The organism is Bacillus oleivorans, assembly GCF_900207585.1.
GTDB classification, from domain to species: domain Bacteria; phylum Bacillota; class Bacilli; order Bacillales; family JC228; genus Bacillus_BF; species Bacillus_BF oleivorans.
The window spans coordinates 35,902-52,896 of the sequence record NZ_OAOP01000008.1 but is presented as its reverse complement, the minus strand read 5'-3'; the positions used below and the strand labels follow the sequence as shown (position 1 = coordinate 52,896).

Annotated in this window: 17 protein-coding genes; 11 read left to right on the top strand and 6 right to left on the bottom strand. The window is 37.0% G+C overall.

The window, feature by feature from the left end:
* Window positions 1-265 precede the first annotated feature (265 nt).
* A complete protein-coding gene (locus CRO56_RS16315; protein WP_097159697.1) occupies window positions 266-997 on the bottom strand; it encodes a ZIP family metal transporter in 732 nt (243 codons plus the stop codon).
* Between the two features lie 95 nt (window positions 998-1,092).
* A complete protein-coding gene (locus tag CRO56_RS16310) occupies window positions 1,093-2,313 on the bottom strand; it encodes an MFS transporter (RefSeq protein WP_097159696.1) in 1,221 nt (406 codons plus the stop codon).
* Between the two features lie 404 nt (window positions 2,314-2,717).
* On the opposite strand from CRO56_RS16310, the gene CRO56_RS16305 reads away from it, so the two are divergent.
* The 7 genes from CRO56_RS16305 to CRO56_RS16275 all read left to right on the top strand — a co-directional run bounded on the left by CRO56_RS16305 (window position 2,718) and on the right by CRO56_RS16275 (window position 10,150).
* Window positions 2,718-3,647 (top strand): phosphate/phosphite/phosphonate ABC transporter substrate-binding protein, encoded by a 930-nt coding sequence (locus CRO56_RS16305; RefSeq protein ID WP_097159695.1) that lies wholly within the window; start codon window positions 2,718-2,720, stop codon window positions 3,645-3,647.
* 101 nt (window positions 3,648-3,748) lie between these two features.
* Window positions 3,749-4,522, top strand: a complete 774-nt coding sequence (gene phnC, locus CRO56_RS16300; protein ID WP_097159694.1) for a phosphonate ABC transporter ATP-binding protein — start codon at window positions 3,749-3,751, stop codon at window positions 4,520-4,522.
* On the top strand, window positions 4,519-5,331 hold the full coding sequence (gene phnE / locus CRO56_RS16295; protein ID WP_097159693.1) for a phosphonate ABC transporter, permease protein PhnE: 813 nt from the start codon (window positions 4,519-4,521) through the stop codon (window positions 5,329-5,331). The genes phnC and phnE (CRO56_RS16295) overlap by 4 nt, the downstream gene beginning before the upstream one ends.
* Window positions 5,331-6,131 carry a phosphonate ABC transporter, permease protein PhnE gene (gene phnE / locus CRO56_RS16290; RefSeq protein WP_097159692.1) on the top strand — a complete coding sequence of 267 codons (801 nt, stop codon included), beginning with the start codon at window positions 5,331-5,333 and terminating at the stop codon, window positions 6,129-6,131. The genes phnE (CRO56_RS16295) and phnE (CRO56_RS16290) overlap by 1 nt, the downstream gene beginning before the upstream one ends.
* 70 nt (window positions 6,132-6,201) lie before the next feature.
* Window positions 6,202-7,800: a bifunctional metallophosphatase/5'-nucleotidase gene (locus CRO56_RS16285; RefSeq protein ID WP_097159691.1), complete on the top strand. Its 1,599-nt coding sequence runs from the start codon at window positions 6,202-6,204 to the stop codon at window positions 7,798-7,800.
* A gap of 97 nt (window positions 7,801-7,897) precedes the next feature.
* A complete protein-coding gene (locus tag CRO56_RS16280; RefSeq protein WP_097159854.1) occupies window positions 7,898-8,344 on the top strand; it encodes a MarR family winged helix-turn-helix transcriptional regulator in 447 nt (148 codons plus the stop codon).
* Window positions 8,345-8,455: 111 nt separating this feature from the next.
* Entirely contained in the window at window positions 8,456-10,150 is a 1,695-nt protein-coding gene (locus CRO56_RS16275) for a M3 family oligoendopeptidase (protein WP_097159853.1), read from the top strand.
* Between the two features lie 51 nt (window positions 10,151-10,201).
* On the opposite strand, the gene CRO56_RS16270 is transcribed toward CRO56_RS16275, so the two are convergent.
* The gene (locus CRO56_RS16270) at window positions 10,202-12,304 is read right to left on the bottom strand and encodes an ATP-dependent Clp protease ATP-binding subunit (RefSeq protein ID WP_097159690.1); all 2,103 of its coding nucleotides are present in this window, start codon (window positions 12,302-12,304) and stop codon (window positions 10,202-10,204) included.
* A 148-nt stretch (window positions 12,305-12,452) separates the two neighbouring features.
* Between CRO56_RS16270 and CRO56_RS16265 the strand changes: the two genes are divergently transcribed.
* Window positions 12,453-13,490, top strand: coding sequence for a YkvI family membrane protein (locus CRO56_RS16265; RefSeq protein ID WP_097159689.1), 1,038 nt, complete (start codon window positions 12,453-12,455; stop codon window positions 13,488-13,490).
* A gap of 37 nt (window positions 13,491-13,527) precedes the next feature.
* On the opposite strand, the gene CRO56_RS16260 is transcribed toward CRO56_RS16265, so the two are convergent.
* Both CRO56_RS16260 and CRO56_RS16255 read right to left on the bottom strand, forming a co-directional pair.
* Entirely contained in the window at window positions 13,528-14,178 is a 651-nt protein-coding gene (locus tag CRO56_RS16260; protein WP_097159688.1) for a hypothetical protein, read from the bottom strand.
* 137 nt (window positions 14,179-14,315) lie between these two features.
* On the bottom strand, window positions 14,316-14,927 hold the full coding sequence (locus CRO56_RS16255; RefSeq protein WP_097159687.1) for a CPBP family intramembrane glutamic endopeptidase: 612 nt from the start codon (window positions 14,925-14,927) through the stop codon (window positions 14,316-14,318).
* A gap of 176 nt (window positions 14,928-15,103) precedes the next feature.
* Between CRO56_RS16255 and CRO56_RS23260 the strand changes: the two genes are divergently transcribed.
* Window positions 15,104-15,217 carry a DUF6254 family protein gene (locus CRO56_RS23260; RefSeq protein WP_245855935.1) on the top strand — a complete coding sequence of 38 codons (114 nt, stop codon included), beginning with the start codon at window positions 15,104-15,106 and terminating at the stop codon, window positions 15,215-15,217.
* A 118-nt stretch (window positions 15,218-15,335) separates the two neighbouring features.
* Here the strand turns inward: CRO56_RS23260 and CRO56_RS16250 are convergent, their stop codons facing one another.
* Complete coding sequence (locus CRO56_RS16250) at window positions 15,336-15,521, bottom strand: YkvS family protein (protein ID WP_097159686.1); 186 nt, start codon at window positions 15,519-15,521, stop codon at window positions 15,336-15,338.
* A gap of 200 nt (window positions 15,522-15,721) precedes the next feature.
* Here CRO56_RS16250 and CRO56_RS16245 point away from each other — a divergent pair, with 200 nt between their 5' ends.
* Both CRO56_RS16245 and CRO56_RS16240 read left to right on the top strand, forming a co-directional pair.
* On the top strand, window positions 15,722-15,916 hold the full coding sequence (locus CRO56_RS16245; protein WP_097159685.1) for a hypothetical protein: 195 nt from the start codon (window positions 15,722-15,724) through the stop codon (window positions 15,914-15,916).
* A 250-nt stretch (window positions 15,917-16,166) separates the two neighbouring features.
* The gene (locus CRO56_RS16240; RefSeq protein WP_097159684.1) at window positions 16,167-16,754 is read left to right on the top strand and encodes a cell wall hydrolase; all 588 of its coding nucleotides are present in this window, start codon (window positions 16,167-16,169) and stop codon (window positions 16,752-16,754) included.
* The last annotated feature ends 241 nt before the right edge of the window (window positions 16,755-16,995 follow it).

Below are 16,995 nucleotides of genomic sequence, written 5' to 3'. Positions count from 1 at the left end.
ATCTATTAATTGTCTGCTTTTTCTATATTGTAAATGATAGAGAATAAAAATTTCAACAAATTTTTCCTATTTTTTTAAAAAATTGGTAATAATATCAATTCAATTGGCGAATTTTGTATAAAAACAGGGGTGTTTTCCAAAATAAAAAGACCTGCCCCCTTTACTAAAGGGGACAGGTCCCTTGAGAAAACGCGATAACATTGTAACTAATAGCGGCTCTTTTTCACGAATGGATGGCAGTGTGAACGGTTGATAGCCCGTTTAATTAGAATAATTCAATAAGAAAAATCATAAACAGAATACCTAAAATAAACGAGTAAGTAGACGTCCGCTCATTTCCGTCACCATGGCTTTCAGGAATCAGTTCTTTGTAAATAATAAAGAGCATAGCTCCTGCAGCAAATGCTAAACCATAAGGTACAAGAAAATCAACAAACGAAGTCAGGTAATAACCTAAAAGTGAAGTTACAATCTCAATAGCTCCTGTTAATGTAGCGATAAAAAATGATTTCCATTTATTTATTTTTTGCGTCATGAGGAAGAGGGCAACTAAAAGCCCTTCTGGAGCATTTTGAAAGCCTATGGCAAAAGCAATTAGGTTTCCGGTTCCTTCGGATTCTGAAGCGTAGCTGACACCAACCGATAAACCCTCCGGAATATTATGCAACGTAATTGCTGCAATGATTAACATTGCTTTTTCATCAAACTTAATCCCAGTTTTTGTATGGTCAAGGTCAATGTGCGGGATGTTTTTTTCTAGAAGGGTTAATGAAACGACTCCTAGACAGATCCCAATTGCCATAGGGAAGAATCCGCCGCTATCAAGGGAATCAGGGATTAATCCCAACATAGATGCCGCCATCATGACACCAGCTGTAAAAGCTAGTAAATTGTCACGTACTTTATGTGTCAGCGAATCTTGTAAGAACAAAATCAGCAAAGCCCCAAGCCCAGTCGAAAGTGCAGAAAGCACACTTCCTATTAAAACTTCACTCATATGCAGGTCTCCCAACAGTTGATGATATGATCTTTTGATTTTTATCTATAGTATAGTATCCATTAAACACCCAAAGGTGAGCAAATAAATTGTTTTTACCCATTTTTCGGCAATAAGAAGGTGATTAACCCTAATATTGGTAAAAAAGAAATGGATATCATCATCATTTGCAGACCGATGATGTCCGCTATATTTCCTAATGCTACCGAACCGACTGCACCCAAACCAAATGCTAATCCGACTGTAAGGCCCGACATTAATCCAATGCGGCCAGGCACTAATTCCTGAGCATATACAACAGTAACTGAAAAACTAGTCATTAATATAAATCCAATCAGGACTAGTAAAATAAAAGCAAGGATCGGATATACATGCGGCAATAATAAAGCAAGCGGAATGGTCATGATAATGGAAGCAGAAATGATATTCTTTTTCCCAAATCGATCGGCTAGCGGTCCTCCAAAGAAAGTTCCGAGCGCTCCGGCGCCGAGGAACGCAAACAGATAAATCTGCGAAGTTTTGATTTGGAATCCGTAAACATCAATGGAATAAAGCGTATAAAAGTTACTTATGGCCTGAAGATACCAGGTTCTTGTAAAAATGAACAATAAAAGAATCACAAGAACCAAGCCTACCCGTTTATCTATCTTCGAATTGACCATAGAGGCCGCATTTTTCTTTAAATTCACGTTGTTCGATTTGAGCTGTAATGAATACCATCTTGAAACAAATACTAGGCAAATTACTGCAGTTAAGGCGACAAAGGCAAAAATAAAGGTACCCTTTTGCAGACCCAATGGCAGAAGTATAAAAGCTGCCATTAATGGCGCTAAAGCTTGCCCTGTATTTCCTCCAACTTGAAAAATAGATTGGGCAGTGCCTCTTTTATTTCCGGCAGCCATGTAAACGACCCGGGACCCTTCTGGATGAAAGATTGCAGAGCCAATTCCTAAAAGAAGGACAGAAACAATCATCCCGATATAAGAATCAATGACGGATAAGCCGATCATTCCAACGAAAGAAAAAGAAAGACCAACTGGCAATGCATAGGGCATCGGTTTTTTATCTGACATGATTCCAATCACAGGCTGCATCAGGGAAGATACGATATTAAGTGAAAAGACAATAAAACCCATTTGCGTATAGGATAAATTCATTTCCTTTTCTAAAATTGGAAACATAGCTGTTACAACAGATTGCAATGAATCATTTAAAAGATGACAAAGTGAAATTAAAAATAGTACACGATAAACAGGTTCATTCGTTGATTTCGATATGGCCTCAGTTGCCTTTTTTTGTAAAGCATAGCTAGACATTTGTGCACCTTCTTCATTTATATGTATAACGGTTTGTTTACATTGAGGATCTGTTTAGAATAATCTCAGATTCTTTTATCTTGTTCTTAAACTATAAGGTTAGCCTTTATATGTATTTCCATTCCACCTTTTTCCGTAAGCTTTAACCACATTATAGCAGACTTTAGCACGGAAAAGTCTTAATCAAGTCAAATAAAGAAATGGATAGACTTATCTACGTAAAAACCTGGCATATTTTTATGATGATTAAATTAATCTTTAATTCTCGTAACAATATTATGTATAATGTTTCATTAAAATTACAAAAACTATGTAAAAATTGATAATTCCTGTGGAAATTTGTCAAATTTTCATTCATAATAGGGGAGGTTGTAAAAATCATTAGATACTGGGAGGATTTAGGGATGAAGAAAGTCTTTGGACTTATGCTTGTTCTCGTACTGGCACTTGTACTCGCAGCCTGCGGTACTGCAGAAGAGGATGCTGGTAATAACGGAAATGCTGAAGGCGGTTCAGAAAAACCTGAAAAATTAGTTATGGGATTCGTGCCTTCACAAGATTCAGGTGAAATTTCCGCAAAGGTTAAACCCCTAGCAAACAGATTATCTGAAGAGCTTGGAATCGAAGTAGAAGGAAAAGTTATGACAAATTACAATGCTCTTATCGAAGCTATGGGTTCAAATGAAGTTCAAATTGGATTTATTCCTGCATTTGGTTATGTATTAGCAAATCAAGAGTATGATGTTGAAGTAATTCTTAAGTCTGTTCGTTATGGTAGCGGTACTTACAAAGCTCAATATGTAGTTCGTGCCGATTCTGGGATCGAATCTTTAGAAGATCTAGAAGGAAAAATTTGGGCATATGCGGATCCAACATCTACTTCTGGCTACCTTTTCCCTGCAGCACAGTTAATTAATGAATTTGGACTTGAAGGTCCTGCAGATCTAGAGCAAAACTTCTTTGGCGGTACAGTTGCAGCAGGTGCTCATGACACTGCCGCGATTGCAGTTTATGATGGAGATGCAGACGTGGCAACTACTTTTGATGATGTTCGTACTGAACTTGAAGAAGATTACCCAGATGTTATGGAAAAATTAAAGGTAATTGGCTATACTGCTGACATTCCTAATGATACGATTTCTGTTACAAAAGAGCTTGATGATGAACTTCAAGCTCAAATCAAAGAAATCTTCCTATCTTTCAACGAAGATGAAGAAATGCTAAAAATTATGGATGAGGTTTATAACTGGACTGGAATCACTGAAGCTACTCACGAAGAATACAAAGTAGTTGAAGAAACTTACAATCAATTTAAAGATTCCATTTCCTTCTAATATTTATAATTATATTTAATGTTATATGATTGAGAGGGGAGATGCCTAGTCTCCCCTCTTTTATGGAAGTTACAATTTTAAGCTTTGGAGGGGTTTAAACCGTGATTGAATTTAAAAACGTTTCCCTTGTGTATCCTAACGGAACAGAGGGTTTAAAAAACATTAATGTGGAAATTAAAGATGGTGAATTTGTGGTTATCGTCGGTTTATCCGGAGCTGGGAAATCAACGTTCATTCGTAGCATCAATCGTTTAGTTACACCAACTAGTGGAGAATTATTGATAGATGGACAAGATATCTTAAAGGTCAAAGGCAATGACTTGCGTAAATTGCGTACGAAAATTGGCATGATTTTTCAAAACTATAACTTAGTAAAACGTTCAAGTGTGATTAAAAACGTGTTAGCCGGTAGATTAGGCTACACAGGTACTTTTAGAAGTATTTTAAACTTATTTAAAAAAGAAGATGTCGCGTTAGCGTATGCAAATCTTAAGCGCGTTAATATAGAAGATAAATTGTACAACCGGGCAGATGAGCTAAGTGGCGGGCAACAGCAACGCGTTAGTATTGCACGTGTTTTAACCCAAAAACCAAATTATATTTTAGCAGATGAGCCTGTTGCTTCACTAGACCCTCCAACTTCACATCAAGTGATGACTTACTTAAGAAAGATTAATAAAGAGGACAATATTACAACCATCGTCAACCTTCACCATGTTGATATGGCCCTGCAATATGCAGATCGTATAATTGGTATGAGAGCTGGTGAGATTGTATTTGATGGTCCTGCTCCAGAAGTTACAGAAAAAACGTTTGAACAAATTTATGGGCGTCCAATTCAAGAGGAAGATAAGCTTGGGGGTGTCCTAGAGTGAATTTAGAAAAGAAGGGACCTTCAAAAGCAAAAGCGCCTAGTCTTGTTCCAGCAAAGAAAAAAGCCCAAGTTACGGCGATTTTCGCGGTTGTATTAGGATTTTACTTTTGGAGTGCATATAAGACGGAATCTACGGTCCCTGAGCTTATTGAAGGGATTCCCGATATGCAGCGTGTGTTTGGTTTCTTTTTCCCGCCTGATTGGGGAGTTGTTAAACAAATTTGGGAATCATTAGCTGAAACGATTCAAATGGCTGTCATTGCCACAACAATAGCAGCAATTCTAACGATTCCTTTATGTCTGTTAGCTGCAAGTAATATTACAACCAATAAATATCTCTATACATTTGTAAGAGTCGTTTTGAATATTCTCCGTACAATTCCGGATATTGTTCTTGCAGTTATATTTGTAGGCTTATTTGGAATTGGTGTGTTACCAGGGATATTAGCTCTTATAATTTTCTCTTTAGGTATTTTGGCAAAATTAATAAGTGAAACCATCGAGGCTATCGATATGAACCCTCTTGAGGCAATGAAGGCTGCAGGAGCTGGCTCAATTCAAACGATTGGATTCGCCGTGGTACCTCAAGTTTTACCTCAATTTATTTCATTTACCCTTTATGTATTTGAAATTAACATCCGTGCTTCTGTAGTTCTAGGTTTAGTAGGTGCAGGTGGTATAGGTACAATCTTGAATAGCTTATTGAACTTTAGACAATTTGAAGCTGCTATGGGTGTTATTATCGTCATTTTTGTGTTAGTTATTATAATTGAGTATATTAGTAAGAAGTTAAGGGAGGCTCTAATTTAATGGAATTAATAGTACCTCCTAAAAAGAAAAAATCTTCATCGCAAAAAGCAAAAATAGCTATAGGAATAATAGCTGTTATTGTTTTATATGTTTGGACATTTATGGGGATAAATATTGAGTGGGCTAGATCATACGAACGAATGCTTAATAACTTCGACCGAGTGATTCCAAAATTATTTGACCTTAATTTTAAAGAAGATTATGCCGAAGTAAGAGATGCGATGATTCAAACTCTTTATATTGCGTTTGTAGGCTCTTTAATGGCGGCTATACTAGCTGTTCCATTAGGTTTCTTCGCAGCGCAAAATATGGTTAAAAATGTTGTGGCTGCAACAATCGGTAAGTGGATTTTAAGTGCAATTCGTGCATTTCCAGATGTTATCTTAGCCATTATTTTCGTAGCGGCTGTTGGTCCTACCCCATTTGCCGGGGTTCTGGCAATTGCGATTGGCTCAACAGGAATGCTTGGAAAGATGTACTCAGAGGTATTAGAGTCCATCGATATGCAAGTAGTGGAAGCGATGGAGGCTGCAGGAGCGAATAAGATTCAAATTATGTTCCACGGAATCATTCCACAAATTATTCCTGAATTTTTGTCCTATGCGATTTACCGGTTTGAAGTCGATGTCCGTGCATCAACCATCCTCGGTATTGTCGGGGCTGGCGGGATTGGAACGGCGATTGTTATTGCAAAATCAAATCGTGATTGGAATGAAATGGGAATGATCATTCTCGTAATCATTGTCGTTGTTACAGTTATTGATTTCTTATCTGCAGCTATAAGAAAGCGTATTGTATAACAAACTAGCCAAAGCGAAGATGCTTTGGCATTTGTTTTATCATTAAGTTATTATGATTGGAGAGTCGGAAATGACTGTCAGCCAGCAAATAAATTTAATCATTTTAGAGACTAGTGATGTGCATGGAAACATTTTTCCTATCAATTATGGGACTAATGAGGAAACCCCTTTAGGTCTGGCTAAAATAGCCACAGTAATTAAAAAGGAGAGAGAAAAGAATCCTTATACTTTATTAATTGATAATGGCGATTTGATTCAAGGGACTCCGTTAACCTACCATTACATAAAATTTGCCAATCAGCAGCCAAATCCTATGATTAAAATCTTAAATAGCCTTGAATATGATGCAGCAGTTATTGGCAATCATGAGTTTAATTATGGAATGAAAGTTTTGAATCAGGCCGTTCATGAATCGGCATTTCCATGGCTGTCATGCAATATTCTTCATAAAGCAACAAAAGAACCTTATTTTGGGAAGCCATATATCATTAAATCCTTTGCAAATGGTTTAAGAGTGGCTGTCTTGGGAGTTACCACTCATTATATACCGAATTGGGAAAATCCATATCACATTTCCGAACTTGCTTTTGAGGTTGCACTTCAGGCAACAAAAAAATGGGTGGAATATTTAAGGGATCATGAACAGTTTGATTTATTGGTTGTTTCCTATCATGGAGGATTCGAGAAAGATTTAGGAACCGGGAAAGCTACAGAACCGTTAACAGGAGAAAATCAGGCATACGAAATATGTCATAGCATTCAGGGGATAGACGTTCTCCTCACCGGGCATCAGCATCGGACCATTGCGTCCGAATCGTTGAATGGTGTGTCCGTTGTTCAGCCGTCATTTAATGGAAAAGGAATTGGCAAGATTACGATTAAAATGGAAAAACAACACGATTCTTGGGCGGTTTGTCATAAAAAAGCAGAAGTGATTATGATGGATGACGTAGAAACAGATCAGGATATGATTCGGCTAACTTACGAGTATGAAGATAGCACACAAAAGTGGCTCGATCAGCCAATTGGATCAATTGAAGGAGATATGACAATTCATGATCCAATGATGGTTAGAGTGGAAGAACATCCTCTTATTGAATTTATTAATAAGGTGCAAATGGAGGCTACTGGAGCGAAAATATCAAATACGGCTCTTTTTAATAATAGTTCAAGAGGTTTTACTTCTAAAGTGACAATGAGAGATCTGGTATCCAACTATGTTTATCCCAATACACTAACAGTTCTGCAAATAACAGGTGCTGACATGAAGGCTGCTTTAGAGCAGTCTGCTACCTATTTTAAACTTTCTTCTGACGGACAGATCATGGTAAATTCGGATTTTAGTGAACCAAAGCCGCAGCACTACAATTACGACATGTGGGAAGGCATTCATTATATCATCGATGTATCAGAGCCTGCTGGCCATAGAATTAAAGATCTTTCTTTCAATGGAAAACCTGTTGATCCGGATGAACTTTATGAGGTGGTTATGAATAATTACCGGGCAGGCGGCGGCGGTGAGTATACGATGTTTAAAAATAAACCTGTCATCAAAGAAATTCAAACCGACATGACAGAATTATTAGCAAACTATTTTCTAACTCATCAAACGATACGGGCTGAGGTCAATTACAATTGGAAGGTTGTTGGCGGAAGGTACCCTCATTAAGCTGTTTATTATTTACAATTTGTTCCTATATTTGACAGACATTTCATGTTTTAATTATACTTAATGAAAAAGAAAGGTTAGGGAATGAGGAGAAATGATAGATAATAAAGATCTCCAACAGTCACTCAAGCTTTTTGTCGTTCTATCAAAGGCGTATAAAACCTTAAATGAAAGAGTAAATCGCTTTATCCAAAAGGAAGGATTAAATCCAACTGAATTCGCTGTTTTAGAGCTTTTATACCATAAAGGAGATCAGCCATTACAGCAAATAGGAGAAAAAATCCTAATCGCAAGCGGAAGTATTACTTATGTGGTCGATAAACTTGAAAAAAAAGGGTTAATGCGACGGATTGCTTGTCCTAGTGATCGCAGAGTAACATTTGGTCAAATTACAGAAGAGGGAAATGCTTTTATGGACAAGTTTTTCCCTGAGCATGCCAAAAGACTTCATGAATTAATGTCCGCTGTGTCTGAAGAAGATAAAGAAATTGCAATCGAAGTTATGAAGCACATTGGCAAAACTACAGTTGCAAAAGAGTTGTAAAAAGAGAGTACGATTAATATGTACTCTCTTTTTTTACTTAGTGGGCAGGAGAACATCATCCGGATATCGAAATTAATGAGTGGTTAACTTTATTGAAGGAGAAGAAAAATGATGAAATTTCAAGAATATCAATATGAAAGACCTAATTTAGAGGCTTATAAGCAGGATTTTAATCGTTTGCTGGATCAGTTTAAGAAAGCAACATCCTTTGATCAGGTAAATGAAGCAATGCAGGAGATAAATCGAGTAAGAAATCAGTTTGATACACTGGCAAACCTTGTTTACATACGGCACTCTATCAATACGGAGGACGAATTTTATAAGGCAGAGCAGGATTTCATGGATGAGTCCTATCCTGAAATGGATGGTTTAGCCGTTTCATTTTATGAGGCATTAGTTGAATCTCCTTTTCGAAAGGAACTAGAGGCAAAATGGGGAAGACAATTATTTGCATTAGCAGACCTAAAATTAAAAACATTCAAACCTGAAATTATTCCGCTGCTTCAAAAAGAAAATAAACTATCCAGTGAATATACAAAATTAACGGCTTCTGCAAAAATTCCGTTTGAAGGGGAGGAAAGAACTCTTGCTCAGTTAGGGCCTTTTATGGAATCTAAGGACCGGGATATGCGGATTAAGGCTAATAATGCCAGATTTGGGTTCATGGCAGATAATAAGGAGAAATTAGATCAGATCTATGATGAATTAGTAAAAGTAAGAACAGAAATTGCACAAAAATTAGGTTTTAAAAATTTTGTAGAACTCGGATATGCGAGAATGCAAAGAGTCGGGTATGATGCCCAAATGGTTGCTAATTTTAGAAAGCAGGTTGAAACCTATATCGTTCCATTAGCATCTAAATTAATCCAACGGCAAAGTGAGAGAATTGGGATTAAACCCTTAAAATTTTATGATGAGAGTTTAAAATTTACTACCGGAAATGCTGTACCAAAAGGCTCTCCAGAATGGATTATTGATAACGGAAAGACTATGTATGCTGAATTATCAAATGAAGCCAATGAATTTTTCCAGTTTATGCTTGACCATGAATTAATGGATTTAGTAGCGAAAAAAGGAAAGGCCGGCGGAGGGTACTGTACTTATATAGCCGATTACCAATCTCCTTTTATTTTCTCTAATTTTAATGGGACTTCTGGCGATATCGATGTATTAACGCATGAAGCAGGACATGCTTTTCAAGTATACTCAAGCAGGCAGTACGAGGTTCCTGAGTATCAGTTCCCTACACATGAGGCTTGTGAGATTCATTCAATGTCGATGGAATTCTTTACTTGGCCATGGATGGAGCTGTTCTTTAAAGAAGATACGGATAAGTATAAATTTTCCCACCTAAGTGAGGCACTTTTGTTCCTTCCTTATGGAGTATCGGTAGATGAATATCAGCATTGGGTTTATGAGAACTATGAGGCAACACCAGATGAGAGAAATCATGCCTGGAGAGAAATTGAAAAGAAATATCTGCCACATCGTGACTATGATGGGAATGAGTATTTAGAGAACGGCGGTTATTGGCAACGCCAGAGTCATATCTATAATTCTCCTTTCTATTATATTGACTATACACTTGCCCAAATTTGTGCTTTTCAATATTGGGTCAAGGCGCAAAAGAATCAAAAAGATGCATGGCAAAGCTATGTAGATTTATGTAAACTGGGCGGCAGTTTATCCTTTACTGAGCTAGTTCAATCTGCTGGGCTTAAATCTCCTTTTGAAGAAGGCTGTATCGAATCTGTTATTGATGAAATCAATGAGTGGCTTTCTTCCGTTGATGATACGAAACTATAAAAATAGAAACAAAGAGACCTAAGCATTGCTTAGGTCTCTTTGTCTATCTTACTAGATTGATTGAATGGAAAGTTCACTGTCTGTCACTTCGACAACAATCTTGCTGATGGATGAACTTTCTAAAAGAAGATCAGCAATTGGATCTTCTATTTTTTCTTGAATCACTCGTCGTAATGGTCTTGCACCAAATTGAGGGTGATAGCCATGTTTTGCGATCAATTTTTTCGCTTCTTCTGTTACATCAAGCTCAATCTGATGTTCAGCTTGGAGGGTATTTGCTAATTCTTGTAGAAGCAGTTCTACGATTTGGATTAGCTCTGGTTCCTCAAGGCTGTTGAACTCAATAATGCTGTCAAATCGGTTTAGGAACTCAGGCTTAAAGAAGCCTCCAAGTCTTTCTAAAATACTTGTTTCCTCTTCAACATCGGACTGATTAAAACCTACAGGAGCTTTCTTTGCTTCTGATACACCAGCATTCGATGTCATAATAATCACTGTGTCTTTAAAGCTTACTGTAGTTCCGTGACTATCTGTTAAACGGCCATCCTCTAAGATTTGCAGAAACAGATGCTGCACATCTGGGTGAGCTTTTTCAATTTCGTCTAAGAGAATAATACTATATGGGTTCCGGCGGATTTTTTCAGTTAATTGTCCCGCGTCTTCATGTCCAACATAGCCCGGTGGTGACCCAATAATTTTAGAAATACTGTGTTTTTCCATGTACTCACTCATATCGAGGCGAATCAATGCATCTTTTGTGCCAAATAGTTCATAGGCAAGTGTCTTGGCAAGTTCCGTTTTACCAACACCGGTAGGACCAACAAATAGGAAGGATCCAATCGGTCTTGACTTTGCTTTAAGACCGGCACGACTGCGCTTAACCGCTCTTGCTACTTTTTCAATTGCCTGATTTTGACCTATTACCTTTTGCTTCATAGCATTCTCAAGGTTTTTAAGCTTCAAATTTTCTTCATTCTCTAATTTTCCGACAGGAATGCCTGTTTTCTTTTCAATTAGTTGATGAATCACATCAACCGAAACAACAGGTTTTTCACTGGATTCACTTACTTCATTTAGCTGCTTTAGCAGGTTATTTTCCTGATCTCTTAGCTTGGCCGCTTCTTCATAATGTTCAAGTTTTAAAGCTTGTTCTTTTTTCTCTTGGAGAATGGCCAACTGTTTTTTAATTTCTGAACTTGAGCCTTTATTTGCGTCGAGCTGCACTTTTGAACCAGCCTGATCTAATAAATCAATCGCTTTGTCAGGCAGGAAGCGGTCTTGAATATATCGATGTGAAAGTTCGACACAGGCTTTGATTGCTTCATCTGTATAGGTGACCTGATGGAAATCCTCGTAACGATCCTTTAGACCTGACAAAATTTTGGCAGCCGCTTCAAGTGTCGGTTCTTTTACGGTAACAGGCTGAAATCTTCTTTCCAAAGCGGCATCCTTTTCAATTTTTCGGTATTCTTTTAAGGTGGTTGCACCAATTAATTGCAGCTCGCCCCGTGCTAATGCGGGCTTAAGAATGTTTCCGGCATCCATAGAGCCTTCTGCTGATCCTGCACCAACCAATAAATGAAGTTCATCAATAAATAAGATAATGCTTGGATCACTTTGAACTTCTTCGATAAGCTTTTTCATTTTCTCCTCAAATTGGCCGCGGATTCCTGTGTTGGCGACAAGTGAAGCTACGTCTAACACGTATACGGTTTTATTCAATAGTTTTTCAGGGACACTGCCTTCTGCAACTTTTAATGCTAATCCTTCTGCAATGGCTGTTTTCCCAACGCCAGGTTCTCCAATTAAGACAGGATTGTTCTTATTTCTTCTATTTAAAATTTCAATAACCTGCTCCAACTCATCATCCCTGCCGATAACTGGATCTACTCTTCCGGTTTTAGCAAGAGTCGATAAGTTTTTGGCATGATTTTCAAGGAATGAATCTTTTTGTTTATTTTCTTTTTGTATTGATTTATTCCAAGATCCAAAAGGGAATTGATGATCATACGGGGTGTTATTCCCATTAAGACCAGCATAGTTAACAACATCTTGATAACACTCTTGGCAAATATGAGTTTCGTTTATTTGATTGTTCAATTGATAGCGAAGATGAATTGTTGCCTGACGTTTATGACATTGTTGACAAAGCATAGTACATCCTCCTCTTTCTTTGTTTTGACTTTGACTATCTTTGACTATATTATACTTTGACCTTTTTTGACTTTCAAGTTTTTTGCTTCTTTTCTTGTGGTAGGGTCGGACAAGTTGACATATATATGTAATGGAAGAAGGTGAGTTGATGACTGGTAAATGGAGTCAGGCTTTACAACTAGCCGCCGTATATGTAGGAACAATCGTCGGGGCAGGGTTTGCGACTGGGAAAGAAATAGTAGAGTTTTTTACCCGATTTGGATTTATTGGACTTTTAGGAATGATCTTTGCCGGATACCTGTTTATCACGATGGGGACCAAACTAATGTTAGTAGCAATTGAAACAAAAAGCCGCTCTTATCAGGAGTTAAACATTGTATTATTTGGACGCTTTTTTGGAACAGGCATTAATGGTTTAATGCTTTTTATATTGCTGGGTGTAAATGCTGTGATGCTTTCGGGGGCGGGTGCCGTTTTTGAAGAACAGTTACATATCCCAAAGGAAGCAGGTATATTCGGTACAATCGTTCTTTCGATCCTCGTATTAACAGTGGGAACGAAAGGATTATTTGCAGTGAACACCTTTGTTGTTCCAATGATGATTGGGTTTAGCTTTTTATTAATGATTTTATCATTGAGACTGCCCCAATTTGTCGATCATGTTATGTGGATTCCTCCGCAAAGTGACGGTTGGAAAGCAGTTTTAGCTCCTTTTACATATACGGCTTTTAATCTTTCTCTCGCTCAAGCTGTTTTAGTCCCGGTTGCCTTTGAATTAAAAGATGAAAATGTGGTAAAGTGGGGGGGAAGATTAGGTGGGATCCTTTTAACGCTAATTTTACTGTCAAGCCATTTTACCCTTGTCATGCTTGATCATGTCACTCTGTATGAAATTCCAATGGCTGTTATGATGAAATCATTAGCAGCAGGACTGTATTGGATTTTTATCTTAATCATTTATGGTGAAATCTTTACTTCCGTAATAGGAAATACCTTTGGGCTTGAAAGGCAGATTAGGCAGTATGTTCCGATACATAGTACCATCATTATTTTGACTATCTTCATCATTACCTATTTTATTAGTATTATCGAATATGGAACGCTGTTATCTATTTTGTATCCGATTTTTGGCTATATAGGTCTCGCTTTTTTAATCTTATTGTGGGTGCGTCCTGATAAAGAATAAAAAAACTAGGAAAACCATCTGGTTTTCCTAGTTATCTTTACTCGATTGGAGTAATCGTTTTGGCCATTTGCAGGAAAGCATCTCTGTAATCCATGGAAGCTGTTGTAAACATCGTTATCTTCCAACGGAATTCTCCCTTTTTAATATAAGATGTTACAATTTGTTCTTCGTTACTGGCTTCAAGTTTTATCGCATCAGGTAGTTCGACATTTTCACTTGTTTCATCTTGACTGACAACATTTGAAACAACGGCGAGCTGGTCTGTTGTGGTTTGAATTAACTGCTCTAAATTAACGGATTCATCAATTAATTCGATTCTCATAAAAATAGAAGAATCCTCATTTAGATATAAAACATCTTTTCCTGGTTCTTCCGATACTAATGTAAAGTCAGGCAAGGTATATATAGCGAAAGACTGTTCTGGACTGCTGACTAATGAAGCCGATTCGGAAATCTCGCTGCCGCCTAATGTATAAGTAATGGTTTGAGAATTTGCTTCATCCTCAGGATTAGTAACTATTTCTTCACCTGCTTCTGTTTCTTCAGGGTTTTGTACAGCACTATCATTTACTGAATCATTGGATGGGCTTACGGTTTCCCCTTCTGGTGCAGCAGTGCTTGTCCCACATGCAGACAGTATAACTGAAGCTAAAGTTAAGACAGCGATAAAATAATGGAAATGTTTCATGCAAGTTCCTCCTGCTGAAAATATCTTTCTCTCTATTGTAGAACAAAATCCTTCAAAAAGGGATGCCTCTTCTTACTTTTGATTGTATCGACCTATTAATTAGTAAAATATGTTAATTATACGGCAAGAAGGTGTAATTAGACAGGCAGATACCAAAAAAGAAGAAGATCAAATGTCAGGTGAGAAACAATTATTAGCGGCATACTTTTTTTCCAATGGTATAAGATATTCCAAAATACACCTGCGACGATGGCTGCTATGACAAGAATCCACGCATCGGCATAAATTTGAACGGAAGCATAGAGTATACTTGAGGCTATAATGCTATACATCAGATTTGAGTGTTTCTTGAATTTTGAAAAGACATAGCCTCTCCAAAAAATTTCTTCTCCTGGGACCACGAATAGAATGAGTGCTAAAAATTGCCAGATATTGCTTGGAGCAAAATCCCGATAAAGCTTCGACACATCACGGACGCTAGCTGATCCGATAGCTTCTAGGAGAATGTAGCCTAAGTAGAAGGCTCCAAACAGAAGCAAACCCGAAACGATTCCATAGAACAAAAAAGAAGCTGGTGAAAGCTTATCCTCAATTTGACCATTTACAATCGCGTAACTAATGAGGACTAGGGAACTTGCTGTGAACATATACCAAAAAACATCCTCATCTTTATAAGTAAAATTTAAAAGAAAATGTGCGCTAATGACTCCGATAAATAGTTTAAGTTGTTCCCTTCTTTCCAGCAGCATTGGCAATCATCCTTTCTAAAATGGCAAAAGGGTTGTCTATCTATTGAATGTTTTTCTCTTTTATGTAAACGATACATAGTGGAGGAGCTTCCGTATAAATCAAAAATAACGAAACAAATCCCATTGTACCATAAATTTTGGCGGCAGCAGGGGGATTTTGATGAAGGGAGAAAAATATGACATTTCAAAAGAATGAAAAAGAAAGAATGTGGAATGTGCGAAAGCAATCGCAAAACCCTCATGGAAAAGTAAAATCATTTAAGGAGCTTGGAAAAGGCACACCAAAATAACTCGGGATACCCCGAGTTATTTATTATTTCACCAGAGAAGTATGTAATTGTCTATTTTATAGATCCTCGTATACTTATAAAAAGAGGAGAGAACTTTACTCTCTCCTTAAATATCACATTAGAGACTATCTTTCAAAACTTTATAGTTTTTATGGTTAACCACGGTTTTTTGCTCCAACTCTAAATCTCTGTAGTTATCCATATAGGTTAAATCAACAATTACCGAGTTTTCATTTACTTTTTCTACAACCCCTCTTAAACCGTTGCGAAATTCAATTAGGTTCCCTACTTCAGCCTTTTTCAACAAAATCTCTCCCTTTATCTTGTATATCAATAGACCATCGTATTTACACAACAAGACGTATAGTTATACTGTAACTATGGACACCTTTAAAAGGTGGGTAAGAAGTCTTATCCATATTTTGCATGATTTTATACCATACGTAAAGGGATTTTTCTGAAATTTTCTTAAAATAAAAACTAGAAATGCGGAAGGTGATAAATATGGATCAACAACAGGCAAACATATTACTTGAAGAATTAAAATCAGGACTGAGAAATGAATTGAGAGTAGAAAAAGAGGATTTCATGTCGTTTCGGGAAGTATTAGTAAAAAGGGAAGACTTTAAACATTTTAGAGGGGTAGCTCTTCGTGGTGGCGGTGTTATCTATTCTTTTACACCTGAACCGAGAAGCTAGAAAACTAACTACTACTATATATCGGAATCTAGCAATCTTTTGGAGCTGTAATAAAAATTTAATAGTTTGACTTCTTCTTGAAACATTTGATGATAGGACTAAAGAATCGAGATAAATCAGGACTTTTTACGGTTCACCATATTATTTTTTTAGGAATAATATAGTGATTTAGCCAATTATTAGTTGATGAACTAACTCTATGAAACTGATAGCCTATTATTGTGAGAATATTCTGGGAGGAGACAACATCATGAAAAAGCTGCGTTTAATCATACTGCTATTAGCTATAACAGTGCTAGGATTTAATACAAGTGCATTCGCACAGGGTAATGTTCATATTGTTGAGAGGGGAGATACACTGTGGAAAATTAGCAATACATACGGTGTATCTTTAAAACAAACTATGAAAATCAATAATATTACATCTCATTTTATATATCCTGGTCAAAGAATTACCCTTCCAGCCAGTATAACAAGTGCAGAGTTAGATTTATTAGCAAGGTTAGTACATGCGGAAGCAAAAGGTGAACCTTATGCCGGAAAAGTGGCTGTTGCCACAGTTGTATTAAACCGTGTTGACCACAAGGATTTTCCCGATACAGTAAAGGGTGTAATTTATGAAAAATCAAATGGCTACTATGCCTTTTCACCTGTAGCAAACGGACAAATAAATGCGCAAGCTGATGCTGAAGCCTATCGGGCTGTTAAAGAGGCATTAGCCTTTAGAGGACAAGGAAATGGCTCTCTTTTCTTCTATAATCCTGATAAAACAACGAATCAATGGATTCGGTTAAGAGCAGTAACGGTCACAATAGGAAACCACGTATTTGCCAGATAATCAATCATAACTGTCCGCACATATATAATGTGCGGGTTTTTTATTGTTTATGAGTATGGAGGAGGACGATTATGAAGCAAATTTCATTCGATGATTTGCATGATTTTGTCCTTTACATAAAAGCATATAAAATCTTGAAATAGAATAGTACTTTACAGCGTATACTACTTAAGAATGTACATACATAAATTGTTCACAATCAACAAAAAAAGACATTAGTTGACGAATGTATAAAAGTTGT